Source organism: Pseudoalteromonas sp. 13-15, assembly GCF_001468205.2.
GTDB lineage: Bacteria > Pseudomonadota > Gammaproteobacteria > Enterobacterales > Alteromonadaceae > Pseudoalteromonas > Pseudoalteromonas marina.
In genome coordinates this window covers 792,484-819,120 of record NZ_CP019162.1, presented here as the reverse complement: position 1 = coordinate 819,120, position 26,637 = coordinate 792,484, and the positions used below count along the sequence as shown (strand labels likewise).

Sequence of the window (26,637 nt, the reverse complement as noted above, 5' to 3'; positions counted from 1 at the left end):
AAAGTTAATCTTAACATCGAAATTATGTGTAGGATAAAATTAAACAGGGAATAAGAGGCTTATTACATAATAAGCCTCTTAAATTGAAGGTTTTAGGATACTCAAAGTACCATTGCTGCAATCCAGCCAAATAGTAATAGTGGAATATTAAAGTGTATAAAGGTTGGAACTACCGAATCCCAAATATGGTCGTGCTGACCATCTGCGTTTAAACCAGATGTTGGCCCAAGTGTTGAGTCTGAAGCAGGGGAGCCCGCATCGCCTAGAGCGCCAGCAGTTCCAACTAAGGCAGCTGTTGCCATTACTGAAAAACCAAGCTCTAGGCATAAAGGAACAAATAAGGTCGCAATAATTGGTACCGTTGAAAAAGAGCTTCCAATTCCCATGGTGATAAGTAAACCAACTAATAAAATTACCGCCGCTGCTATAGGCTTATTTCCATCAAACAAACTTGCACCGCTATTGACCAAGCTTTGTATATCACCCGTCGCTTGCATAACGGATGCAAAACCTTGCGCCGATATCATGATAAAACCAATCATGGCCATCATGGCTACGCCTTTACTAAATACGTCTCCATTTTCTTCCCATTTAACTATACCAAATAGGCTAAAAATCATAACGCCTACTAAGCCGCCAAGTATCATTGAGCCACTTATATTTTGTGCAATTAACGAGGTAATAACTGCAAAAGAGCCAACTAACATGACTTTTTTTGGATTTTTTATAGGTTCATGGTTGCTCTGGTTAGTAACTGTGATCGATTTATAGGTACGTTGTTTTTTATAAGTAAAAAATACAGCAATGAGTAGGCCAATAAACATTCCTAACGCAGGGATAATCATTGCTACGGGTACACTGGTATTCACAATTTGAAGGCCGTTATCTACAAGATTTTTATGTAAAATTGAATATAAGTAAATCCCACCAAAACCATAGGGGAGTACCATGTAGGACGAAGCTAAACCAAATGTTAAAATACACGCGATGGCACGTCGATCGAGTTTTAATTTATTAAATACAACCAACAAAGGCGGGATCAAAATTGGGATGAACGCTATGTGCACGGGCACCAAGTTTTGTGATGAGATAGCGCACGCTAATATAATCATTAAGATAAAATAACTAAGTAATGTTTGGCTGCCATGCCCTCTAGCATCTACTTTAGCTAATAATTTATCTGCTAATATGCGGGTTAAACCAGACTTTGATATTGCAACTGCAAATGCGCCAAGCATTGCATAACTTAAGGCAATTTCAGCGCCTGCTGACAAACCCGAATTAAATGCATCTAAACTTTCTTTTATTCCTAAACCAGCAGTTAACCCAGCAACTAAAGCAGACAGTGTCATAGCTACAATAACATTGACACGAACCAAGGTGAGCGCAAGCATTAAAATCACGCCAACAACAACAGCATTCATAGTTTTCTCTATTTTAAACTTTTAATTAATTTTATCAGATCTTTAGCTTTGGTTTTGCGCTCTTTGGTAAACGGTTTGTTAGCATAACGGCTGTTTTCGAATAATTGTTTAAATTCTATTAGCTCCTTAGACGCGTTAGGTCTTTGCTTTGCCATATGATCAAGTTGTTGTGACGGACTAAGAGTATCGACCGATGTAATTTTGTTTTTATTTCCCCAATCAAAAACTTCATTATAGGCTTTAACTATAGGAGGGAGTTTAACTGGTTTTGCTTTTGGCCAGTTTAAATACACAAAGTAAATTGCAAAACTTAACCCAGCTGTAATTAATACAACTAAAGGCACCATCCAACTTTTTTTATTACCAAATATGGATTTTAAAAAATCATTTTGTTTTTCTTGATCAAAACCAAGCACCCAACTAGACCATTGATAATCTAATTGCTCGAGTTCAAGCCTTAACCAGTTTATTGCTGCAAAGTTGCTTAAGCTAACTAAGCCGAAATCTAAATTATTTTTAAATTCATCGTTTAGCTCTTGGTTTTGGGAAAGCGATCCATTTAACCGCTCGGGAGCAACAACAGCAGTGGCATCAAAAATAGTCCAGCCAGTTTTTTGTAAATATACTTCAACCCAAGCATGGGCGTCGTATTGGCGAACAGTGAGCGTGTTATTGTCGCTATTATATTCACCACCTAAATAACCACTGACGACACGTGCAGGTATGCCCGCAACCCTAAAAATATAAGCAGCGGCACTGGCATAATGCCCGCAAAAGCCACGTTTATTATCAAATAAAAATTGGTCTAGTGTATTATCGCCACTCATTGGGGTCGGCGTTAATGTATAGGTAAAGTTTTGCTCTACAAAGTACGCTAGTAATGCGTCATAAAAAGCCTGCTCATTGGTGACTTGTTCTTTTAACTGTAAAGCAAACTTATTAGTTTTAATATTTTGCTTTAAACTTAAAAATGTATATCTATTTCTTTCAAATTCGTTAAGTGAATCTACTGAAAATTGATAACTTGCCACATCATATTGCAGGCTTTTTGCTTGGTAACTGTTTTTCCTTAATAATCCAAGCGCATTAGCACTTACATTTTTACTGTTGCTGGTTGAATAAGTTAAGCCATAAAGCCATTTTTGCGTTGCAGGTTCTGCAATGACTGAATAGTTTGCAATAAGTATGCTTTTTTCGGATATTAAGTTTTGGTATGTTTGTTGGTTACTGTATTTTAAAAAATCAGACGCAAGCCATGCATTGCCATTAAATTCATCATGAATAATTGCACGCCAATAGTAAGGTGTTGCAGGCGGGGGATTATTAAAAGTAGCTCTAAATACTAGTTCATCTGAGTTAGACAATTTAGCAATATCAAACGGATCTACTTGCTCAGAAAGCCCAGTTTTAGCAAGTTTTGGCCCGGGTAACTGCCAAAACGCAGGCATTTTTGGTAAAAACAACAGTAAAAAAACAGCCAGTGGTAACGCCATTAATAATAACTTTGAACTTTGTTTAGCGCTTATTTTTAAGTTGTGTTTAGATTCTAATAAACCCATTACTGAAAAATTTAATACATATAAAAAGCTAACAACAGCAGTGGTAAATATAGTTTGGCTAAATAAGTAAACCGACGACAATGAAAAAAAAGTAAGCGTTGTAATTACCTGATAATGCTTTTTATTTTTAGCTTGTAAAAGTTTAAATAAGCTTGATAACAACAGCATGGCCACAAACAATATTACAGTATCGGACATTCCTATTGTAAATATCATTAAACCCAAAGCACCAGCGGCAAGTATGTTTGCAAGCCATGCATTAGGCTTTGCGGTATTTTTGGATGTAATAACTGCATTCCATAGGCATAAGCCAGCTAATACACTAATAAATGGGATTGGCAGGTGTGCTATAAAAAATAGAACTAAACAGGCGTAAATAAAACACAAAGAGAAGTTAATTACTTTTTCATTTTTAAGTTCAATCATTGCTTTTCACCTGCAAATGAACTTAAGCATTCTAAACAGTGTTGCTTATGGGCTTGGCCAGTATTAATACTGATTAAAGTGCTTGGCAGTTTTAACATGAAAGGGGTGTTGTGCTCAGTGGCTTCACACACTAAATAACACAACTGGCTAAGACGTTGCTCTGTAGCGCCACTCATTAAATTAAAATCAAACAAAGCATCAGTGGCTTTAAAATCTACAAAGTCTTTGACTAATAATTGCTTTGTTTTAGCGAAGTGTTTCCACGATATTCTGCTTAAGCCCATTTCGGGTTGATGTATTAATAGATTGTCGAATTCTTCAGTTCCCGACTTTTTTGTCATTCCATTTTGTGTATATTCATCTTCTGAAGAAATGTGTGCATCGCTTAATACGTATTCGTGCGCAGGGTAAACATAAGTTTTAGTTTGTACTTGTAAATAGCTCCATACAGATACCAAACCAAAAGGATAGTTACTGGCTATTTTTATTCGTTCTAATTTGTAGCAACCTCGTGTTTCATACGGAAGCGGTAAACTGCTACTAATCGATTTATTTGAAATTTCATCATGATGTGTACTTGCTTTAAAATCATTGTTATAGGTAATAGAAAGCGATTGGCAGATTGAATTACTATGTAAGTTCAATTTTAAAATGGGTTGTTGTGGAGAAAAACTAGGTAATACTTTATCAAAAGTTACTGTTAAGCCTTTCGCATTGCTGTAGCCCATAAAAACTGCTAATACAATGACCACGAACATCAGATACGACATGATCAAAATTAAATTATTTTGATAATTTATACCCATTACAAAGTTTAAAATAGCCACAATAATAAAATACCACCCAAGGGATGATGGCAAAACATAGATTGTGTTGTGCTCTAACGTAATTGAATTTTTTTGGTGTTTATGTTTTAAAAATTTATCAAAAACAGTACGTTTTAAAGATGCAAATATGTTGGGGCGTTTTGATTTTTTAGATGGCATAAAAGCTACACCGGAACCGGCACAGCATTTAAAATATCATTCACTTGAGCTTCACCCGATTCATTATGCAAACCTAAGCGGTGCTGGCACACACTTGTAAAAACTGCTTGTATATCTTCAGGAATTACATAATCGCGTCCATCAATATAAGCCCATGATTTAGCAGCCTTAGCTAACGCAATGCTTGCTCGAGGTGATAATGAAGACGCAAACGCATTGCTGCTTCTTGTATAATTAACAAGCTCTATAATGTAATCAACAACGGGAGTACTAAGTGTAACTTCACTAATTTGTGCCTGAATTTGTTTTAATTGCTGCTTATCTATCCGTTTAGGAAGTTGGCTGTAGTCGCGTTTTTGCATATTTAAAATTAAACGTTTTTCAGCTTCTTTTTGTGGAAAACCAAGGCTTATACGCATTAAAAATCGATCTAACTGAGATTCCGGTAACGGATAAGTACCCGATTGGTATAAAGGATTTTGCGTAGCAATAACAAAAAATGGATCTGGAAGGCTATACTTTTTGCCATCAACAGTGACTTGTTGTTCTTCCATGGCTTCAAGTAATGCACTTTGAGTTTTTGGCCCTGTACGGTTTATTTCGTCAGCTAATACAACTTGACTAAAAATAGGGCCTTTATGAAACGTAAAGCTGTGATCGTTACTATTAAATACATTTGTACCGAGTATATCGGCAGGTAGTAAGTCACTTGTAAACTGAATTCGTTGATAAGATAAGCCAAGTACTGCCGCTAAACCATGAGAAAGAGTGGTTTTTCCCATGCCAGGCAAGTCTTCAATTAGTAAGTGTCCTTCGCTAAACAAGCAAGTTAGTGCTAATTTTATCTGTTTTTGTTTTCCAAAAATAACATCTGATAAGTCTTCAATAATCGCTTTAACGGAGCTTTGCATGCTAACCTTTTATTATTCTATGTGTTCGAGACGTTTCATTACGGTATCAACTTTTTTTGCATTAAAAGGTTTTGCTATAAACCCTTTAGCTCCAAGCTCCCAAGTATTCTGAACATTTTCTAAGCTGTTATGACCTGAGCACATAACTACATGTGCGTTTGGGTAGGTTATATTAATAAATTCTAAAATATCAGTCCCATCAGAGTCGGGTAAGTCTACATCTAAAAAAATCACACTAGGGCATTTTTTATCAATAACTGGCTTGGCAGAGCTAAAATCCGTGCTTTCTAAAATATCTTCATAACCCAGTTCGGTTAATATTTGGTTTAGGTAATCACGGATTTCTTTAACATCGTCAATGATGAGGATAGGCTCTAAAGGGCGAACAAATTCCATATGTAAGTTACTTCTTTTAATACTTCTTAAGTACATTAATATTAAGCTATGACCTTAATAACCTCAAGAACGTTGCTTAAAAAATCACAATACATCCATACTTTTGTTGATTTTGTATTCTGCTTAAAAAATATCAAAACAACACTCAATTCTACTACTTTCTAATTAATTTAAAAGTTATCCATTTTATAAACACCCGCACACTCGTTTTTTCAACCACATCTAATAAATTTACAAGTCATTGATATTAAGACTTTTAAATTAACAATTCTAATTTTGTAAATGTTTTGTAATAAAAAATCGTTGACCTATTAAAATCATTCTGTGATTATGCTCAGCAGTTGAGCTTATGCTCATTGGTGTATTTTAATACAAAGTCACATCCAATGCTCATAATGCTTTTCTACACACTCACACTAAACACTACACAACACGAAGAGCTTATTATGTTAAAAAATAAAAATACAAAATTCGCAATCTCACTATTAACCGCAGCAATGGCTACCTCTATGTCAGCTCAAGCTGATGTTTCTGACTACTTAGACCGCGTTGATGTCGACTTTTTATTAATGCAAAATTTCCAGTCTATTCAAGCAAAAGAGGGGGCGTTTCGTCCTGAAGATGAAGTACAAGAATCTGGATTTGGCCGTGTAAGAGCAAATTTACAGCTTAAATTTCATATTAACGAATTTATTACAGCTGATATTGATATAGCTGAAGAACCAAATGATTTTGGTGGCGGCGACCGAGATTTTTCATTTCATAATGATTTTGCCGGTGTTGAGTTTGATTTATTTGGCCTTTATGGAACACCAAAAGAAGATGAGAATCTGACCCTTAGGCTTGGTAACATTGGTGCATCACCGTTTCAATTCAAAGGATTCCAAGATGGAGCAGATAACCAAGGTAATGCATTAATTGGTAACGGAATAACTGATTACGCTACAGCTGAAAACGGCGCGCAACTTAGTTACACAAAAACTTACGACAGCGGTTTTCTTCGCTCATACAATGTGGCTGGCCATATAACAACCTCAAGCTTTGGCGAAGCATTCCAAGAAGACCGTGGTTACAATTACCGTTTACAAGGCACATTAGAATTTGAAGGTGGTTTCAAAGCGGGTTTAAATCTTTTCAAGGCCAATCAAGGCGACCAGTTAAACTTTGAAAATGGTGTAGCTAGTTTAGACGGAGTAACTACAACAAACTATCGTTTTGGCGATGGTGAAAACTATAACTTTTCTGCCTCACCATCAAATGAACGTGACACGCACGTAGGTGCAATGCCCGGACTAGAGCAGTCAATCATACAACTAAATCTAGCATACCAACCATCTGACGAAACAAGTTTAGTGTTCATGGTTGGTAAATCATCAGATGATTACACATTTGCAGATGCTGCGGGCAATGCAGTTGCAGGAATTACATACTTTGGTACCGATGGAGTAGCCGATGCTAATGGCACAACGTACGATTCAAACAGTGTGATCAAAGGTGATACATCAGTAGAATATTTTGTTTTTGAAGCACAACAATACCTTATCCCTAAACAGTTATATGTAGCAGCTCGTTATTCAGAAGCAGAAAATACATCTGATTTAATTGAGCAAACAGACAATACAGTAGAGCGTATTCAAGTTGCTGCGGGCTACTGGTTTAACGATAAAACGTTATTAAAAGTGGAATATGTAAATCAAGAAGAAGGCGTTAACTCTGCAGGCCAAATAGGCGCTGGTTTTGACGGTTTCACATCTGAGATTTCAGTTAAATTTTAACTTATATTCAGCAACTTAGTACTTAATATTCACGTAATTAAAGCTATTTTAATTAACTTTTTTAAGTACAAGTGCACCTTTTATTGTTTGAGATAAGGTATTTAAAATGAAAAATAAATTATTAATGCTTGCCTGTGGCATCATGGCAATAAGCAACGCTTACGCAAAAGAAACAATTACAATTGCTACTGTTAATAATGGTGACATGATCACCATGAAAGAACTAAGCAATGAATTCACCAGCCAAAACCCAGATATAGATTTGAAGTGGGTAACACTTGAAGAAAATATTTTACGCCAACGTGTAACAACAGACGTGGCCACAAAAGGTGGTCAGTATGATGTTATGACAATCGGTACTTATGAAGTACCAATTTGGGGCAAACAGAACTGGTTAACAGAGTTAGATAACCTTGGTAAAAATTACGATTTAGATGATTTACTACCCGCTATTCGAAGCGGCCTTACCGTTAACGATAAGCTATACGCCGCTCCTTTTTATGGCGAAAGCTCAATGGTTATGTACCGTACTGATTTAATGGCAAAAGCTGGGTTAACCATGCCTAAAGCACCGTCTTGGGACTTTATTAGAAAAGCAGCAAAAGCAATGACCAGTAAAGAGGATGGCGTTTATGGTATGTGTTTGCGTGGTAAAGCCGGTTGGGGAGAAAATATTGCACTGATTACATCAATGGCTAACTCATTCGGTGCACGTTGGTTTGACGAAAACTGGAAGCCTCAGTTTAATACACCTGAATGGGAAAAAACTCTTCAGTACTATGTTGATGTTATGAATGAATCAGGTCCTGCGGGTTCGTCAGCTAATGGCTTTAACGAAAATCTAGCATTATTTCAAACCGGTAAGTGTGGTATATGGATTGATGCAACAGTAGCTGGCGCATTTGTTACAAACAAAACAGATTCTGAAGTAGCCGATAAAGTTGGTTTTGCACTCGCACCTGACAACGGGCTAGGTAAACGTGGTAATTGGTTATGGTCGTGGACACTAGCCATTCCTTCAAGCAGTAAAAAACAAGATGCTGCAATGAAATTTATCAGCTGGGCAACATCTAAAGAGTATACTCAACTTGTAGCCGATAAAAAAGGCTGGGCAAAAGTGCCACCGGGTACTCGTAAATCTTTATACAGTAACCCTCAGTATATGGAAGCAGCGCCTTTTGCTCAAATAACGTTAGATTCAATCGAAACCGCAGATCCTAAAAACCCAACCGTAAAACCTGTTCCTTATGTTGGTATTCAGTTTGTTGCTATTCCGGAGTTTCAAGGGATAGGAACAGCAGTAGGGCAACAATTTTCAGCCGCTTTAACTGGGCAAATGACCGTTAAACAAGCGTTAAGCTCATCTCAACGTTTAGTTGAAAGAGCCATGCGCAAAGCGCGTTACCCTAAGTAGTATCAATTATAGGTGGGCAAGCTCTCAACTTGCCCTGTATTTTATGTCAGTTCTATTTATGATTTTACATATTATTAAGGGTTTCTGATTTTCACTTAATAGTGAGTAAATAGAATTGGCTTTTTTAAGGTCACCGTTATGGCAACAACTAACTCGCGTACGCTTGCTCGGTTCATGCTTCTTCCTAGCGTAACATTGTTACTCGCTTGGATGATTGTTCCGCTGTGTATGACATTGTATTTTTCATTCATTGATTACAATTTATTGGTTCCTGGAGATAAAGAATTTGTAGGTTTTTTAAACTATGAGTTTTTTTTAACTGATCCGGCGTTTTTTGAATCTTTTTTTAACACGCTTTATTTAGTTACTGGCGTGTTACTCATTACCATTTGTGGTGGTATAGGTTTGGCTATTTTATTAGACCAAGCAATATGGGGACGTAATTACGTTCGTATCATGGTACTTGCGCCATTTTTTGTTATGCCAACGGTTTCAGCCTTAGTGTGGAAAAACATGCTTATGAACCCTGTAAATGGTTTGTTTGCTCACTTTGCAATTTGGTTAGGTTTTGAGCCAATAGACTTTTTTGCTCAAATGCCGTTATTTTCTATCATTATAATTGTGTCTTGGCAGTGGTTACCATTTGCAGCACTGATTTTGCTTACAGCAATTCAGTCACTAGACCGCGAACAATTAGAAGCCGCTGATTTAGATGGCGCAGGCCCATTTAGTAAGTTTTTCTATATTGTTTTACCTCATTTATCTCGGGCTGTGACTGCGGTGATATTAATTGAAACTATCTTTTTACTCTCTATATTTGCTGAAATATTGGTTACAACAAGCGGTGGGCCAGGTTATTCATCAACAAATATTACTTATTTAATTTATACCCAATCATTACTGCAATTTGATGTAGGTGGTGGTTCGGCAGGTGGCATAGTTGCCGTGATCATTGCAAATATAGTAGCAATATTTTTAATGCGCTTAATTGGCAAAAACTTGGAGGGGTAAAATGAGTTTTAAAAATAACACACGTTCAACACTTATTTATACCATAGCGGCATGGACAGTCAGTTCAATGATTTTCTTCCCTATTTTATGGACGTTGATCACAAGCTTTAAAACAGAATCTGAGGCTATATCAGCTACACCCACTTTGTTTGCATTCGAGTGGACGCTAATAAATTACTCAGATGTATTATCACGCTCACCATACTTTACGCATTTTTGGAATTCGGTTGTTATTTCATTAGGGTCAAGTTTATTAGGTTTATTAATCGCTGTTCCGGCTGCATGGTCAATGGCTTTTGTTCAAAGTAAAAAAACAAAAAATTTACTAATGTGGATGCTTTCAACCAAAATGCTACCGCCGGTAGGGGTGCTAATACCTATTTACTTATTATTTCGCGACTTCGGTTTACTCGATACAAAACTAGGTTTAGTTATTGTGATGACCCTTATAAATTTACCAATTATGATCTGGATGCTTTATACCTACTTCAGAGAAATACCGGGTGAAATATTAGAAGCTTCACGCATGGATGGTGCAACGATTGGCGAAGAAATATTTCATGTATTACTGCCTATAGCCTTACCTGGCATTGCTTCAACATTATTGTTAAATGTAATTTTAGCCTGGAACGAAGCATTTTGGACTCTAATATTAACCGCAGCAAATGCTGCACCGTTAACTGCATTTATAGCCAGTTATTCAAGCCCTGAAGGGTTATTTTACGCAAAATTATCGGCAGCATCTGCCATGGCCATTGTGCCAATTTTAATTCTTGGTTGGTTTAGTCAAAAACAATTAGTGCGCGGCTTAAGCTTTGGCGCAGTAAAGTAGGAGAACACACATGGGCAGCATCACACTAAAACAAGTCACTAAAAACTTTGACGACGTAAACGTTATTAAACCGTTAGATTTAGAAATTAAAGACGGTGAATTTATTGTTTTTGTTGGGCCATCAGGCTGTGGTAAATCAACATTACTACGCATGATTGCGGGGCTTGAAGACACAACAAGCGGAAATATTGAAATAGATGGGCAAGATGCAACACATACACCACCTGCTAAAAGAGGCTTAGCAATGGTGTTCCAATCTTATGCGTTGTACCCACATATGAGCGTTCGCAATAACATTGCTTTTCCACTTAAGCGCGCTAAAGTAAGCGCTGCAGAAATAGAAACTAAAATCGCTAACGCCGCTAAAATTCTTAATTTAACTGATTATCTAGATCGAAAACCAGGACAGCTATCAGGTGGTCAACGTCAACGAGTAGCAATAGGGCGCGCAATTGTTAGACAACCCTCTGCATTTTTATTCGATGAGCCACTATCAAATTTAGATGCTTCATTGCGTGTAAATATGCGTCTTGAAATTTCAGAGCTGCATAAAAGTTTAGCCACTACAATGATCTATGTAACTCACGACCAAGTTGAAGCAATGACAATGGCCGACAGAATTGCTGTATTTAATGGCGGTATTATCGAGCAAGTAGGCACTCCATTGGAACTATATCAACACCCAGTAAATAAATTTGTTGCAGGTTTTATTGGTTCACCAAAAATGAACTTTATTGATATTCCAAATGATGACACTAATGGAGCGTCAAGCTTAGGTGTTCGTCCAGAACACTTTATAATTTCGCAAGATACAGGCACGTGGTCAGGTAAAGTAGGGGTAATTGAGCACTTAGGATCTGAGAGCTTTTTACATGTAACACTTACAAATGGCAGCACAGTGACCGTAAAAGCTGACGGTGATTGCTCGCTCCAATACGGTGACTCTGTATTTTTAACTGCGCAAGAAAATAAGGTGCACAGGTTTGATAAAAACGGGGGTAACGATTAAAGCTAGCAACTAAGTTTGAAAGCAATAGAGCCAATACCTTATTTAGTCATAATTAACTTTAAGGTATTGGTTATTAGCTCATTATTGGCTTCGGCATTATATAAATAAATGATATATTTGCCTTAAAGCATAAGTTTGAAGCCATTAATAATATCAAACACAAGTTACTCCTTAATTACAGAGGTTTAAGTGGCAAAATTATCGAACACAGAAATAAGAAAACTTGATGATGCAGCAAGAGCGGGGTGGTTATATTATGTCGCTGGCCAAACTCAAGACGAAATAGCGAAAAAGCTTAATGTATCTCGTCAGTCAGCTCAGCGAATGGTCGCTTTATCAGTTAGCCAAGGCCTAATAAAAGTAAGACTTGATCACCCCATTGCCAAATGTATGGATTTAGCAGAAAAATTAAAAAGCCGATTTGGTTTAGCATCATGTGAAGTGGTGCCAAGCGATCCATCTGAACCATCATCTACAGTTGGACTTGCACAAGCTGGCGCCGCTGAGATACAGCGCCATTTAAAATCAGAGACGCCAAAAGTATTAGCAATGGGAACAGGGAGAGTTTTGCGTGCTATTGTTGATGAACTACCAATACTTGATTGCCCACAACATAAAATAGTGGCTATGTTAGGTAACATGGCGTTAGATGGTTCGGCTTCGCCTTACGATGTTGTTGTTAGAATGGCTGAACACACTAATGCAAAACATTATCCGATGCCATTACCAGTTTTACCGCGCAGTATTGAAGAAAAAAACCAACTTCATGCACAACATAATATAACTGCGAACCTGAAGCTTGCTAAAAATGCAGACGTAACTTTTGTTGGCATTGGTAGTTTAGGTGAAAAGTCACCATTACACATAGATGGTTTTGTTGACGCTGATGAATTAAAAGAGCTTCAAGACTTAGGCGCCGTTGGTGAAATGATCAGCTGGGTTTACGATAAAAATGGTAAATTGCTAGATTGCACTGTAAACCAACGGGTTGCGAGTACGCCATTAGTAACAAATGAAAACAAACAAATTTATGCAATAGCTGCAGGTGAAGAAAAAGTGTTGGCTATACTAGGCGCAGTAAGATCAAATATGATTAGTGGTTTAATCACTAACGAATATACCGCAGAACGATTACTCAGCATTGATTGAGTTATTTGAACATTGCATTGTGTATTACAAAATTTTTATAGCGAACAAAACGACCTAATGTCCGATACCGTCTAGTATTGGACATAATAAGAGTGCATTTATGCGCTTTTATTAAATAACATTTAACTACCTATAATTTATATTATGTTAAATATAGTATTTTAATTACTTAGTAAGGTAAAGTGCTTATCTATTTAACGTATAAAACGCTCTATTTCACTATTATTTATTTTAAATCATGATTAACGGCATAAATTTATACCGCTAATCATGTAGATATTTTAATTACAGCCTAACTCACTTGCTAAACCAAATACGGATGATTCTATTGTTTGTGCCTGATTACTCGTTAAATTAGGTAAAACATTAATGCCAGTTCTACTTTCAACTTCATCAATACTTACTTGGGTATTACAAAAATTGTCTCTGCGCCCAGCACTTTGCTGCATAATAAATGCTGATGCTTTAATGGTGTTACCAGATTGCTTCATTACAATTTTAAAATAACCACTTGGTATAGTATGGTTTTCGTTTGCTCGTGGTAAATCTGCAAAGTAATATTCGTACATTGGACCAGTAACTACATATAAGTTATTTCCATCATCAACATGATTTCTTACCGCTGTTTCAAGCCTAACCCATGGCCCTTGGTTTAATGCTGAAGATTGTGGTGTTATATTAGAAAGCAAATTTGTTAAACGCCAATCGGCTGTATTACTAAAAGATGCCAATGGAACCTGATGCCCTCGGTCAGTATTAATTGTTGCATATGCATCGGTATAGTCACTGGGTTCAAGCGTATAATGGGAATATAAATCAGGGTCTGATTTCCAACTCCTTGATCTTGATGGTCCGCTCATTGTATTGGGCGTTACTTGGTATGCTACCCAGTCTGCAAATTTTGTGTAACGGTTATTTTTTAAAGTATAAATACTACGTTCAATTGTTTTACCGTTGTTTAATCCTGTTGGACAACCTTCTAAGCAATTGGCAGCATTGGCAGTTAAAGCTAATAATAAGCTTGTTAAGGTTAGTGATATATTTATAAATGATTTCATTGTTGTTTTATCCTGTATAAATGAGGATAAAAACCTAACAAATTCATGTTACATGATATATTTAACTTTATACATATATTCAATAAGTTAATTGCATATATGTATATTTAGCACTTAAGTATTGTGTTTAATTGTTAATTTATTCGTTCTAGTTAATCGGTTAATAAAAAGGTAATAAGCACCCTACCAATAGTTATTTATGCATTTCAAATAAATCCTTGGCATAAAAAAACGCAGGCATTTGCCTGCGTTTTATAATTTAATAAAATAAGATTAATGAAGTGCCGCTGTAAATGGAATACTTTTACAAATTTCAGCCTCAGCAACTAATAACTCTTCTAAACGCACGTCTACTTCTTCTTTGTCGAAGTATTCGTAGGCTAGCTCTACAAATAAGTTTTTGTGCTTTTCTTCTGATTTAGCAATGGCTACATAAAACTCTTTTTCTTTACCTTCAGGTAATGCTTGCGCAACTAATGAAAAACGTTCGTGTCCACGAGCTTCAATTACACCGCCAACTAATAACCTATCCATTAAAAAGCCATCACGTCCGTGCCTAAATAAAGCACGAATTTGCTTTATGTACGGATCTTTTTGGTCATCACCCAGTGTTATGTCGCGTTCAGTTAATAGCTTAAGTACTTGTTTAAAATGAATAAGCTCTTCAAGGGCTAAATCGGTCATTGCTTTTACAAGTTTACGCTTGTCTGGGTAATGCGAAAGCATTGAAATAGCCATGCCTGATGCTTTTTTTTCAGCAGCCGCATGATCTTGCAAAAAGGTGTTAAAGTCGGCAAGTACAGCCTCGGTCCATTCAAATGGCGTTTGGTATTTTAATTCAAACATAATAAATACTACTTAAAAAATAATGCAGGAATTTTAACGTATTTGAAAATAAAAATCTCGCAATAGGTTTTAGTAAAGCAATGCTCTTAAGGCTTAATTTAGATAATTACAGTTAGGAGGTGTAAGGTAAATGTTTATCTATGCGCCCTTTTGCTGTCGACTCTATTTTTAACGGGTGTTTAATATCGTTCCATGCGGTGACTTTTCCGCCCATATTCATTTTATCAAAATCAGTTTTATCACTTTGTATGTTCAAAAAATAACATACTTTTTGATAACTCCCCGCCTTTGCAATATCAATCGATAAAAAGTCAGCTTGTCTTTTTTCAAAATAATACTGTGCAGCATTTAGGTGGCGCTTGTAACAGTCTGCTAAGTAACTATCATCACTAATGTTTTCGAGAGATAAATTAGAAAAAACATCAAAGTAACACCGTTTTATATGAATATTAAAACCGCCATCTGTACGTGTTAAATTAGTATGCATACGTGTGAGTAATTGCCTAATGGATGGCAACCACACATCAATTTCTCTTTCCAAATATATAAACTTAGACCCTGGGTAATGCTTATCAAGCATTTCATAATCAGTAAATATGGGGGTGTCGGCAATAGCTTTTGCATTGTCAAAGCTAGCTTTTGTGTATGCTGTGTGCGCGGTGGGTAATCCTAATTCTAGTAGTGCGTGGCACACACTAGTTGTGCCAGTTCTCGGTAAGCCTATTACAAATATTTTAGTCATGTACTGTACTTTAATTAGCTATTACGAGTGAGTAATAAAACAAACGCGCTTATTATCATAACCAGAAAAGTAGCTACAGTCCCTATTTGACGATACTTTAAGTTTTTTTCTACTATACCTAGGTTATGAAAAAATCGACCAATTAACAAAGATGTGCCTAAAAGGTGACAATAATGACTGGCTAGACCTTGGTATTCAGCTAAAAATAATAAAATAACGGCAAAAGGTACATATTCCATAAAGTTTGCATGTGCTCTAATTGCACGTTGTAAAACTGAATTACCGTTATCACCTAATGATATTTGCTCTGCTCTGCGAACTTTTATGACATTAAAGCTTAAATAAATATAAAAAAAAGCGAGTAATGCAGCATATGTTGAAATAATCACAGTGTGTTCCTATTAGTTTTTTTTAAACGCATTAAGTATGCGCAGTGTTAAGCTGTGCAGATAATAACATATAAATTAACGGCTTTATCACAAGTTTAAAGTTCAACTATGATAAGGTGATAGCCATATTTTATACGCAATCATAGGGATTATATGTTTGTTCCTCGTAAAGTGGCCGATAGTTATCGTGAAATGATAAACAGCATTGGCTTTTACCCTTCTGTGCTTTCTGTTGGTTTTTTGTTTTTTGCCATCATTACAATGTCGGTTGAATATTTAGCCCCTGTTGAGCAGTTGAAGTCTTTTATCTCAGTGGTTTTGGTTGATAGCGCAGAAAATGCGCGAACAATTTTAAGTACGCTTGCAGGTAGTATTATCTCATTGACTGTATTTAGTTTTTCTATGGTTATGGTGGTTTTAAACTCTGCTAGTGCGAGTCTATCGCCTCGCGTTGTGCCCGGTTTAATTACTAGAAAGTCTCATCAACTGGTGCTCGGCTTTTACTTAGGCAGTATCATTTACTCTATTATCATGCTTATAAATATTAATAAGTTAGAAGGCGGCAGCACTGCAATTCCGTCTATAGGTGTTTTATTTGCTTTAATTTTTGGTTTGATTTCATTAGGGTTATTTGTATTTTTTATTCATTCTATTTCACGCGCTATCCAAGTTGATAATGTCCTCAATGGTTTGTTTAGCCAGACTAAAAAAGAAATTAAGGCGATCATCAAAAGACAAAAAGAGGCCCCTGTTAGTGAATTTCCAGATTTTTCAACATGGCACTCCATAAGCAGTAAAACAGAGGGTTATTATAAGGGTGTGCAAACAGATAAACTGTGTGCAATTTTAAAAGAGCACGATATAAACTTATATATTTCTGTTAACCAAGGATATTTTACAGTAAAAGGTTATCCATTTTTAAAATGTAATGTCGATATAACCCACGATGAAGAACTTTTAGAAAAAATATTAGATTGCTTTATTTTTTATATAGAAGAGTACATTAGCGACCACTACCGCTATGGTTTAACACAAATATCTGAAATAGCAGTAAAAGCAATGAGCCCTGGCATTAACGATCCAGGTACCGCTGTTAAATCAATTGATATGCTGAGTATTTTACTGATTGAGCGCCTATCTCTTAACGATATAAATTATTCGTTTAAGCACAGTGAAAAAAAACCGCTTTTATATTTACATGAAACCAGTTTTGATGAGTTACTGCATGATAACTTTTCGCCGCTTCGTCATTATGCAAAAGGTGACGCCTACGTAATGACAAATGTATTAGAAGCATTTAAAAATATTTTATTTGTGGCGCACGATAATGAAAAAGCACGCGAAAGCTTATTTAATTATTTATTCGCTATTGTTGATGACATAAACATGAATGTGACTAACGAGTACGACAGGCGCGAAATTTGTAATATGCTAAATTCTATAACACGCATCAATGAGCAACAAGGTAGTCAATTGGTGGCACGTTTTGAGCACCACCAAAATAATTCCTACTCAATATAATAAATAGCGTAACTAGATGCTGTTACCTTAATTTCTCCACTGTGATACGCATCCGGGACATAATTACCGGGTGCACTATCCGCCATTACCATTTCTTTTGCACGCATATAGGGCTGAGTTTGAACATTAAGTGGGCTCAACGATGCGTTATATAGTCCTTTTAACGACACATCAAAGTCGTCGCTTAATTCTTTAGCCGCTTTTTTAGCATCTTGTATTGCCATTTTTTGAGCTTTTTTATGAAGCTCGTTATAGTTGCTAGCTAAAAATTGGGTATTGTTAATTTGGTTTATGCCGTTATTAACCAAACTTTGTAATAACGTAGGGTATTTACTTATATCAGTAAGTTTGACCGTTAGTGTTCGAGTAATTTTGAAACCGATAAATTCTTGCTGTCCAGTTTGGCGATTGTATTGGGTATTACGGTGTATATTAATTTGTCCTGCGTTAATGTCAGTGTCTTTAACGCCTAACGTTTTTACTAATTTGATGGCTTTTGCCATAGTGATATCGGCTTTGTTTTTTGCAGCTATTAGGTCTTTATTTACCTCAGTGATACCCACACTCATTTGTACATAATCAGGCATGGTGGTAAGTGTCGCTTGCCCTTTCACATATATGTGTGGTGCATCGGGTGTTGGGCTGGCAACGGCATTAAAACTAAGTGTGCTTAATGCTATGGCACTGCCGAGAAAAAGTTTTAGTGTGTTCATCATAGAAACCTTTTTGTTTTATACTAATTTGCTTAATTAAGTATGATCGCGGATTTGCATTAGCTCTATTAAAGAGCCTAATGGGTTAACAATAAATGAACAAGCATAAAAAAACAGGCAAGCGCCTGTTTTTTGTTATGTGTTGTAACGCAGGGTTACATAAAATTACTTATACCACTTAAACGCTGCAACGTTTGTAGTTACGGTATTTTGGTAACCAATAATTTTTATCAATGGCTGCCCACAGAGCATCGTCAGAAATTTCCAATGCAACACCCTCTTCTATCGCTTTTTTAGCAATAGCAAATGCAATGCGTTTACTAAGCGTTTCAATTTCTGTTAATGCTGGTAATAAGCTGCCTTTTCCGCTGTTTGCTCGCGGTGAAGACTCAGCAAGCATTTCACTCGACACGCTAAGCATGGCATCTGTAATGCGTGTAGCCTTAGCTGCAATAACGCCTAAACCAATACCAGGGAAAATATAACTGTTGTTACACTGTGGAATTGGGAAAGTTTCACCATTATATTCAACGGGATCAAACGGGCTACCTGTTGCAACTAATGCTTTACCATCAGTCCATTTAATGACGTCTTCTGGGTGTGCTTCTACCTGTTTAGACGGGTTACTTAACGGGAAAATTATAGGTTGTTCACACGTTGAATGCATTGCACGAATAACTTGCTCTGTAAACAACCCCGGCTGACCCGATACACCAATAAGTATGTCTGGTTTTGCACAATGCATTACATCTAACAATGACGCGTATTCACCACTGTAAGTCCAATCATTTAGCGCGTTTGTTGGTTGTGCTAAAGCTTGTTGGAAGTCGCGTAGACCTTCCATGCCATTAGTTAACAGACCAAAACGGTCAACCATAAATACTTGGCTACGTGCTTGCTCTTCAGTGATACCTTCAAATACCATTTGGCTAATAATTTGCTCAGCAATACCACAACCCGCAGAGCCTGCACCAACAAATACAACTTTTTGTTGGCTAAGAGTTGAGCCTTTAACACGACACGCAGCTAATAAAGAGCCAACTGTTACTGATGCAGTGCCTTGAATGTCATCGTTAAAGCTACAAATTTCTTCACGATAGCGCTTAAGAAGCGGCATAGCATTGGGTTGTGCAAAGTCTTCAAATTGAAGCAATACATTTGGCCAACGGCGTTTGACCGCTTTAATAAATAGATCTAAAAACTCATCGTACTCGTCTTGAGCTATACGTTTATGGCGTGCGCCCATATACATAGGATCATTTAAAAGCTTTTCGTTGTTGGTCCCTACGTCAAGCATAACTGGCAATGTATATGCTGGGCTTATGCCACCACACGCGGTGTACAATGACAATTTACCAATAGGAATACCCATGCCACCAATACCTTGGTCGCCTAGTCCTAATATACGTTCACCGTCGGTCACAACAATGACTTTTACTTTACCCTTTGTGGCATTACGTAAAATGTCGTCAATTTGGTAACGGTCTTCGTACGAAATAAACAAGCCACGTGCGCTGCGGTAAATATCCGAAAACTTTTCACAGGCATCACCCACTGTAGGGGTGTAAATAATCGGCATCATTTCTTCAAGATGATCGCGCACTAAGCGATAATAAAGCGTTTCGTTGTTATCTTGAATGGCACGTAAATATATGTGCTTATTTAAATTGTCGGTAAAACTTGAGTATTGTTGATAACAACGTTCAACTTGCTCTTCAATGGTTTCAAAGCGTGGAGGAAGTAAACCTGCAAGGTTAAAATTTTCGCGCTCTTTTTTACTAAACGCACTGCCCTTGTTTAGTAATGGCGTTTCAATAAGGCCAGGGCCAGAGTGATGAATATATAAGTAATTAGGATCAGTATTTGTTGTCATATTTCCAGGCTTTAATGGAGTCTTAAGTTATGATCTGTCATTATCAATGCTCAGAATTTAAATGCAATGAACATAGTACTTGTCAGACCATTGAGAATACAAACACGCACATAGGTCGTGTTTGTATTATACATAATTTAAAATTTGAAAGTGGCGTTATTGTTAGTTAAATCAGACAACGCTACACCTTCACGGCGCGGATCAGCTGCGCCATACAGCTTATTATTTTTCACTTCAACACCATGTAAACCTGAATTTAGGTCTAACACACGCACTTTATGACCACGTGAAGTGAGTTCTGGTGCAAGTGATTCAATAACGGTGCCTTTTTCAAGGCTGGTGTAATCATTACGATTAGTAGTACGCGGCAGGTTAATAGCTTCTTGCACCGATAAATTCCAGTCTAAAACGCCAACAACTACTTGAGCGACGTAGTCAATAATGCGGCTACCACCAGGAGATCCTACAACTAAACGTAAGCTACCATCTTCATTAAAAACCATAACCGGTGACATAGAACTGCGCGGGCGTTTTCCTGGCTCTACACGATTAGCAACTAACTTACCGTTTTTACGAGGAGAAAGTGAGAAGTCGGTTAACTGATTATTTAAAATATAACCATTAACCATAACTGTAGAGCCAAATGCCATTTCTATTGAGCTAGTCATTGATACTGCATTACCAAAGCTATCAACAATAGAGACATGCGATGTTGAAGGGAGTTCATACGAATCATCTTGTGCATAACTTAAGTAGTTAACAGGGTCACCGGCAACTGCATGCTGATCTTTTTCGGTTATGAGTGTTGCGCGTGATTTAATGTAGCTTTTGTTTAATAGCGCTTGAGTTGGTACCTCAGTAAAATCTGGGTCACCCATGTATACATTTCTATCGGCAAAGGCAATACGCGACGCTTGGCTGAAGTAGTGAATTGCTTGTTCGCTGTTAGGCTTTAAGGCAGAAATATTTGTATGCTCTAGTAACCCTAGTATTTGTAAAACAGCCACACCGCCACTACTTGGTGGTGCCATAGAACATACGTTATAAACACGGTATTTTATACAAACAGCATCGCGTTCTTTGCTTTTGTATTGTGCAAGGTCTTGCTGAGATAATTTACCGGGTGCAATTTTTGAATTTTGTACCGCACTTACCATTTTTTTTGCGTTTTCACCTTTATAAAACGCATCAATGCCTTCATTAGCAATGGCTTTGTATAAATCAGCAAGCGGCTGGTTTTTTTTAACGGTACCGGCCTCAATGAGTTTATCATTTGGGTAAAAGTATTCATTTATAACTGGCATACTCATAACACCTGGATTTAGCTGGCGAGCTAACAAACCATGTAATCGAGGCGATACAACAAACCCTTGTTCAGCAAGTTCAATAGCCGGTTTAAATAGCTGTTCCCAAGGTAATAAACCATAGTGCTTATGCGCATTTGCAAAGGCATGTAGAACACCAGGTACGCCTACAGAACGACCGCCTACAACGGCTTCAATCCATTTGACCGCTTTGCCATGCTTATTTAAAAATAAATTTTCATTCGCATTTTTAGGGGCCGTCTCTCTTCCATCAAAGCTGGTTAACTTATTATTTGCTTTGTTGTAGTACATCATAAATGTACCGCCACCAATACCCGATGACTGAGGCTCAACAAGTGTTAAAACAAGTTGAGTGGCTATTGCTGCATCAACTGCACTGCCGCCTTTTGCTAATATTTGCTGTCCCGCTTGAGATGCATACGGATTTGCCGCGGCAACCATGTATTTGTCACCTACAACAATCTGCTTAGAACTAATTGATGTGGTAGCTTCTGGTTCGCGAACTTCTACTTTTGTGGGTTCTTTTGACAGCACCGGCAAAGACAGCACACCTAAGCCGATAGCAAATAATGAGTTAAGTTTAAAATGCATAAAAAATACTAAAAACACTTAATTACAATAGGTAATTGGCATCTTAAAGTTAAACGGGCACAATATGCAAAAATTAATACTAAAAAAATACAATAAAATGCTTAATTTACCTATACAGCCTCGTTATATTTTACCACCTTTATTATTGATACTTTTTAGCACTATTTTTGCTGCATTTGATTTAAATAATTTACTAGAATTTAACCGAACATTAGTTAACAAAGGTGAGCTTTGGCGTATTTTTACTAGCCAATTTGTACACGCAAATTGGGCCCATTTGGGGTTAAATATAAGCGGGATTTTTTTAATTTGGTTATTACATGGTGAGTATACTACCCCTACCCGGTACTTTCTAAATACGATCACTTTAGCGCTTTGGTGTGGTTTAGGCGTGTATTTTTATTGCCCAGACATACATATCTATACAGGTTTAAGCGCGCTGTTACACGGTGTTATTATTTGGGGCGCAGTAAAAGATATTACACAAGGGCTTAAATCGGGGTATTTATTATTTATCGGTGTGTGGGTAAAAATAGCATATGAGCAATTGAGTGGTCCAAGTGCGGATATTGGCGAGCTTATTAATTCGACCGTTGCAATAGATGCTCATTTAATTGGCGCTATTGGTGGATCATTGTTAGGCATCGAGCTTGTTATTAAATATTATAAAAATAGGGCCAAAGGTTAAATAAAAACGCCACTTTAACCAAAGTGGCGTTTTACATTGTTTATTTAAAGGGTGTCTTTAAATAGTTTATAAATACGGCGGTATTCATCTAACCAACTTGACGGTTGCACAAAACCATGTGGTTCAACTGGGAAGATAGCCGTTTCAAAGTTTTCTTTTTCAAGCTCAATTAAACGCTGAACTAAGCGCACGGAGTCTTGAAAAAATACGTTATCGTCTACCATTGGTGCATTTATCAATAATGGCTTATTTAAACCTTCTGCAAAGTAAATAGGTGAGCTACGCTCGTATGCAATGGGATCTACATCTGGGTGGTTTAAAATATTGCCAGTATAAGCAGTATTGTAGTGAGCCCAATCAGTTACTGGGCGAAGTGCTGCACCTGATTGAAACAATTCTGGTGCAGTAAATAATGCCATAAAGGTCATAAAGCCACCATAAGAACCACCGTAGGTGCCTACTGCTTGCGTGTCGACGTTAGCATTTTCAGCCATCCATTTAACACCATCAGCTAAATCTTGCGTTTCTGGTGTGCCCATTTGACGATAAATAGCTGTACGCCAGTCACGGCCATACCCTTTAGATGCACGGTAGTCCATATCCATTACCACGTAACCTTCATCAGCCAATAATGAATGAAACATAAACTCTCTAAAGTACACAGACCAACCCATATGTGAGTTTTGTAAATAACCTGCACCGTGATTAAAAATAACCGCTTTACGTTTTTTACCACCTTCGCCTTCTACGTAATCAGCTGGGTAGTATACCTTGGCATATATTGGCGCATCAGTATGGCTAGACGGCACTGCAACTATTTTCGGTGCAGTTAATTTTTTAGCTAAAAAAGCGCTTGATACTGTATTAGTTAAACGTGTTGGCGTTGCATTTGCTTTAGCATCCGCAATATATAGCTCGCTAGGCATAGTAATTTTTGAATGAACAAGCAGTAATTTTTCTTCATCTGGACTTAACGTGTAGTCGGTCATGCCATTTAGATCAGTAATTTTTTCACTTTTAGCTGTTTGTGGATCTACACGGAAAATTTCGTATAGACCAGGGTGTTCAACATTAGCTTTGTAATAAATAGCAGAATCATCGCTTGTAACTGTTGGGTTTGATATCTCAAACTCACCCTGAGTTAACGCAACGGCGTTACCGTTTAATGGTTTTTTATAAAGCTGGCTGTACCCAGACTCTTCTGAAAGGTAATAAAGCGTGTTTGCGTTATTCAACCAGCCAAAATTATTAAATGCATAAGCGATCCATGCGTCGTCATGTAAACGATGCTGCGACACCAGTTTATTGTTTTCAAAATCTACGGTCGCAATCCAGCGATCTTTGTTGTCCCACGCTTCAAGCATAATAGCAACTTGCGAACCATCGTTATTCCAAACTATTGGGCTTTGCCCTAATCCCCAATTTGTGATCAAATTAATAGCGCGTGGTGAGTTCTTCGATTCGTAGGTTTTACCTAATCGCGCATAATTTTCTTGTTTTACACTTGCCAATACATCTTCATCAAAACCTGGCAGCGAATCAAACGCTAGTGTGTTTTGTGTTTTATCATTTAAATTAATGTATATAACTTGCGATGTTTCTTCTTTTGCATCAGCTATACGACGGCGAACTTTTTTAGGTGCTATGGTGGCGTCGTCAGTCACATAATGTGGCATTATATCGGTGTCACTTCGCCAACTTGATTGTTTTTTTACGACAACTAGTAACGCATCTCCATTGGGTGAAAGTTCTACGTTATCAACTTTATTACCTTTGCCTAAATAGTAACTTGTATTTGCTACAGAAGTATTTTGTTCGTTTATTTTCGCGTTACGTGCGTGTTGGTCTTTTTTATTTTTGTGTTCAAGAGCAATGTATTCAATAAGCTTATGCTGCTCTTTTGCAATGTACGAACTTGGCTCGCTAATTCCTTTTGGTTTATCAGCAAGTTTTAGGTTAGCAATTTCTTGTGTTAACCCCGTTACTAAATCAACTTTAAAAAATATATTTCCTTGGCGATAAGCCAATGTACCATCGTTTAAAAACTGCGGATTAGATTCGTTAGCTGTGCTATGGGTTATTTGGCGCAGTGTGTTAGTTTTAATATTTTTTACAAACACATTGCCTTTAAAAACGTAGGCTTGCAGAGCTTTGTCGTTTGAATAAACCGCGTTTCTAGCACCCAGTGTATGTAGTTTATTTAATGCTATTTGTTCTGCAGTTTGTAACGTTACAGACTGGCTAAATAAGTCACGTAATGTGCTACCTTGTTGCTTTTGAGAATAAATAATTGTTGCTGAATCAGCAGCCCAAAAGGCATTTTGTGGTTGGTTGCCTATCCAATCAGGATCGGCCATTGCTTGTTTTAAAGTTATTTTTTCTGAACCAACATCGGCAGGTGTACTAACCACCGCTTCAACTTTGTTTTTTTCCAAAGCATTATTTGTAGAGGCTGTGTTTGCAGTTGCACTACAACCCGCAAGCATTACGCTTGAGGCAACAGCTAATGCTACTAACGTTTTAGATGAAGAAAAATTAAAAATCATAGTGCTTCTATACCGTTATTATAATTAACGGGTATTTAAGCAGAAGCACTAAAGTTAATACAATTTTTTAAGATAAATAGCCATTTAACAGGGTAAAGCTCAGTTTACTTAAGCCTTAATTATTTAATCACTAAATCTAACCATACTAGGCGATGATCGCTTGATGCACTTCTATCTTTAATTAAGCGATATTGTTCGTTTGATTCAACTGGCCAAAATACCCCGCCTTCTTTAATATCTAAACCATAAGTTGATGGCAATACATAGTCTACTCGTGCTTGCCAATTGGCAGTAAAGTGTTGTGCATAGGCAAGTTCATATTGCTGTTTAGCGCCTGCACTTTTAGGTACAAACTGTGCATTAATTAATGGATTTTTTAGCAATTGATCTGTTGTTTCTAAACGCGCTTTATCACCTTCTGGTGCTGCGTTTAAATCCCCTAAAATAACAAAACGCGACTGAGCCTCTAGCCCTCCTTTTGTGCCATTATCATCATATAGGTAGTCTACATTGGCTACATAGTCGGCAATTAATCTAATTTCGTCATGGTTACGTTTACCATTTCTATCTTCTTCGCCGTCAAATACTGGAGGCGTAGGGTGAGACGCCAATATATGCACTGCTTTATTATCAATTACAACGGGGACATCCCAAAACGATTTAGAACTTAACCTAAGCGCTTGCCACTCTTTAGCGTTATACCAATTCTCGCCTGTTTTTGGCATTAACGGCATTTTTGCATTAGGCATATCTTTGTATTTAAAAGTTTGAAGCGTTCTGATTTTGTCAAAATCGATTGGGTATTTCGATAATATGGCCATACCATAATGCCCTTCAAAAAAGCCAAAGCCTTGGGCATCACCCATTACTTTACTTTTTTTACCATCGTTATCTAGGTCAAACTCTGTCGCAAGGCCAGTATTGACGGGGGCTATATAAGAATAAGGATAATCTATGGCTTTTTGCTTGTTTTGGCTTACGGCTAAGTAATGCGTTTTAAAGTAATCAATACCTTGTTCTTTAGGAACAAAATCAAATTCGTTCAGTAAAATAATATCAGGGCGAACGCGCTGAATAATTTCTGCAATATTTTTAATCTGTTGTGTGTTTGAGGTAAGCGCTTTGACTAAGGCATCACTTTTAATAGGCTCGCCTTTGGCGGTGTAATTTGTGGCATCCATACTTACATTAAACGTTGCAACACGAATTGTATCGGTTGCGTACGCATTGAGACTCAATGAAGCAGCTGTTAGCAACGCACCAAACGTTAGATCAAATTTCATTTAATTATCCTACTTATAAAAAAGTAATTTTGATTATTTAATAATGTAACCTGTTTTTGTTTTTTCAGGCAAAAAAAAGCCGAGTTTACTCGGCTTTTATTATTTCATTGTTTGTATTCGCTAAGTTTTGAACTAGTCGGACAGTAACTGCTTCTAAGACCTGCTCAATC

General features: G+C 37.1%; 22 protein-coding genes. 8 read left to right on the top strand and 14 right to left on the bottom strand.

What is annotated here, in order from left to right:
• Window positions 1-101 precede the first annotated feature (101 nt).
• Genes ATS72_RS03850 through ATS72_RS03830 form a run of 5 tightly spaced genes read right to left on the bottom strand, consistent with a single transcriptional unit; the run spans window position 102 to window position 5,702 of the window.
• A complete protein-coding gene (locus ATS72_RS03850; protein ID WP_058428906.1) occupies window positions 102-1,424 on the bottom strand; it encodes a Na+/H+ antiporter family protein in 1,323 nt (440 codons plus the stop codon).
• Between the two features lie 8 nt (window positions 1,425-1,432).
• Complete coding sequence (locus tag ATS72_RS03845; protein WP_058428905.1) at window positions 1,433-3,409, bottom strand: transglutaminase family protein; 1,977 nt, start codon at window positions 3,407-3,409, stop codon at window positions 1,433-1,435.
• Window positions 3,406-4,395 carry a DUF58 domain-containing protein gene (locus ATS72_RS03840; RefSeq protein WP_058428904.1) on the bottom strand — a complete coding sequence of 330 codons (990 nt, stop codon included), beginning with the start codon at window positions 4,393-4,395 and terminating at the stop codon, window positions 3,406-3,408. Before ATS72_RS03840 ends, ATS72_RS03845 begins: the two co-directional genes overlap by 4 nt.
• Window positions 4,396-4,400: 5 nt before the next feature.
• Window positions 4,401-5,306, bottom strand: a complete 906-nt coding sequence (locus ATS72_RS03835; RefSeq protein WP_058428903.1) for an AAA family ATPase — start codon at window positions 5,304-5,306, stop codon at window positions 4,401-4,403.
• Between the two features lie 12 nt (window positions 5,307-5,318).
• Complete coding sequence (locus ATS72_RS03830) at window positions 5,319-5,702, bottom strand: response regulator (RefSeq protein WP_006792946.1); 384 nt, start codon at window positions 5,700-5,702, stop codon at window positions 5,319-5,321.
• A gap of 446 nt (window positions 5,703-6,148) precedes the next feature.
• Between ATS72_RS03830 and ATS72_RS03825 the strand changes: the two genes are divergently transcribed.
• The 6 genes from ATS72_RS03825 to ATS72_RS03800 all read left to right on the top strand — a co-directional run bounded on the left by ATS72_RS03825 (window position 6,149) and on the right by ATS72_RS03800 (window position 12,892).
• Window positions 6,149-7,477: a hypothetical protein gene (locus tag ATS72_RS03825; RefSeq protein ID WP_058429173.1), complete on the top strand. Its 1,329-nt coding sequence runs from the start codon at window positions 6,149-6,151 to the stop codon at window positions 7,475-7,477.
• Between the two features lie 106 nt (window positions 7,478-7,583).
• Entirely contained in the window at window positions 7,584-8,891 is a 1,308-nt protein-coding gene (locus ATS72_RS03820) for an ABC transporter substrate-binding protein (protein ID WP_058428902.1), read from the top strand.
• A gap of 138 nt (window positions 8,892-9,029) precedes the next feature.
• The gene (locus tag ATS72_RS03815) at window positions 9,030-9,902 is read left to right on the top strand and encodes a carbohydrate ABC transporter permease (protein WP_008133013.1); all 873 of its coding nucleotides are present in this window, start codon (window positions 9,030-9,032) and stop codon (window positions 9,900-9,902) included.
• Between the two features lies 1 nt (window position 9,903).
• On the top strand, window positions 9,904-10,734 hold the full coding sequence (locus ATS72_RS03810) for a carbohydrate ABC transporter permease (protein ID WP_039036971.1): 831 nt from the start codon (window positions 9,904-9,906) through the stop codon (window positions 10,732-10,734).
• Window positions 10,735-10,744: 10 nt separating this feature from the next.
• Window positions 10,745-11,743: an ABC transporter ATP-binding protein gene (locus tag ATS72_RS03805; protein WP_074210148.1), complete on the top strand. Its 999-nt coding sequence runs from the start codon at window positions 10,745-10,747 to the stop codon at window positions 11,741-11,743.
• A gap of 189 nt (window positions 11,744-11,932) precedes the next feature.
• The gene (locus ATS72_RS03800) at window positions 11,933-12,892 is read left to right on the top strand and encodes a sugar-binding transcriptional regulator (RefSeq protein ID WP_006792952.1); all 960 of its coding nucleotides are present in this window, start codon (window positions 11,933-11,935) and stop codon (window positions 12,890-12,892) included.
• 281 nt (window positions 12,893-13,173) lie between these two features.
• On the opposite strand, the gene ATS72_RS03795 is transcribed toward ATS72_RS03800, so the two are convergent.
• The 4 genes from ATS72_RS03795 to ATS72_RS03780 form a co-directional block, all read right to left on the bottom strand.
• On the bottom strand, window positions 13,174-13,950 hold the full coding sequence (locus ATS72_RS03795) for a DNA/RNA non-specific endonuclease (protein ID WP_058428900.1): 777 nt from the start codon (window positions 13,948-13,950) through the stop codon (window positions 13,174-13,176).
• 273 nt (window positions 13,951-14,223) lie between these two features.
• Entirely contained in the window at window positions 14,224-14,796 is a 573-nt protein-coding gene (locus ATS72_RS03790) for a tRNA-(ms[2]io[6]A)-hydroxylase (protein ID WP_058428899.1), read from the bottom strand.
• Between the two features lie 112 nt (window positions 14,797-14,908).
• Window positions 14,909-15,538, bottom strand: a complete 630-nt coding sequence (locus ATS72_RS03785; RefSeq protein WP_058428898.1) for a sulfotransferase — start codon at window positions 15,536-15,538, stop codon at window positions 14,909-14,911.
• A 14-nt stretch (window positions 15,539-15,552) separates the two neighbouring features.
• Window positions 15,553-15,927 (bottom strand): MAPEG family protein, encoded by a 375-nt coding sequence (locus ATS72_RS03780; protein WP_058428897.1) that lies wholly within the window; start codon window positions 15,925-15,927, stop codon window positions 15,553-15,555.
• A 153-nt stretch (window positions 15,928-16,080) separates the two neighbouring features.
• Between ATS72_RS03780 and ATS72_RS03775 the strand changes: the two genes are divergently transcribed.
• Window positions 16,081-17,448: a DUF2254 domain-containing protein gene (locus ATS72_RS03775; RefSeq protein WP_058428896.1), complete on the top strand. Its 1,368-nt coding sequence runs from the start codon at window positions 16,081-16,083 to the stop codon at window positions 17,446-17,448.
• Here the strand turns inward: ATS72_RS03775 and ATS72_RS03770 are convergent.
• The 3 genes from ATS72_RS03770 to ggt form a co-directional block, all read right to left on the bottom strand.
• Window positions 17,436-18,161, bottom strand: coding sequence for an SIMPL domain-containing protein (locus ATS72_RS03770; RefSeq protein WP_058428895.1), 726 nt, complete (start codon window positions 18,159-18,161; stop codon window positions 17,436-17,438). The two genes, ATS72_RS03775 and ATS72_RS03770, sit on opposite strands and share 13 nt — an antisense overlap.
• A gap of 178 nt (window positions 18,162-18,339) precedes the next feature.
• Window positions 18,340-20,034 (bottom strand): NAD-dependent malic enzyme, encoded by a 1,695-nt coding sequence (locus ATS72_RS03765; protein ID WP_058428894.1) that lies wholly within the window; start codon window positions 20,032-20,034, stop codon window positions 18,340-18,342.
• A 137-nt stretch (window positions 20,035-20,171) separates the two neighbouring features.
• The gene (ggt, locus tag ATS72_RS03760; RefSeq protein WP_058428893.1) at window positions 20,172-21,950 is read right to left on the bottom strand and encodes a gamma-glutamyltransferase; all 1,779 of its coding nucleotides are present in this window, start codon (window positions 21,948-21,950) and stop codon (window positions 20,172-20,174) included.
• Window positions 21,951-22,014: 64 nt separating this feature from the next.
• On the opposite strand from ggt, the gene rrtA reads away from it, so the two are divergent.
• Window positions 22,015-22,638, top strand: a complete 624-nt coding sequence (gene rrtA / locus ATS72_RS03755; RefSeq protein WP_235591539.1) for a rhombosortase — start codon at window positions 22,015-22,017, stop codon at window positions 22,636-22,638.
• Between the two features lie 44 nt (window positions 22,639-22,682).
• Here rrtA and ATS72_RS03750 read toward each other — a convergent pair whose 3' ends face one another.
• A complete protein-coding gene (locus ATS72_RS03750) occupies window positions 22,683-25,184 on the bottom strand; it encodes a S9 family peptidase (RefSeq protein ID WP_058428892.1) in 2,502 nt (833 codons plus the stop codon).
• A 119-nt stretch (window positions 25,185-25,303) separates the two neighbouring features.
• The gene (locus ATS72_RS03745; protein ID WP_058428891.1) at window positions 25,304-26,467 is read right to left on the bottom strand and encodes an endonuclease/exonuclease/phosphatase family protein; all 1,164 of its coding nucleotides are present in this window, start codon (window positions 26,465-26,467) and stop codon (window positions 25,304-25,306) included.
• Window positions 26,468-26,637: the final 170 nt, after the last annotated feature.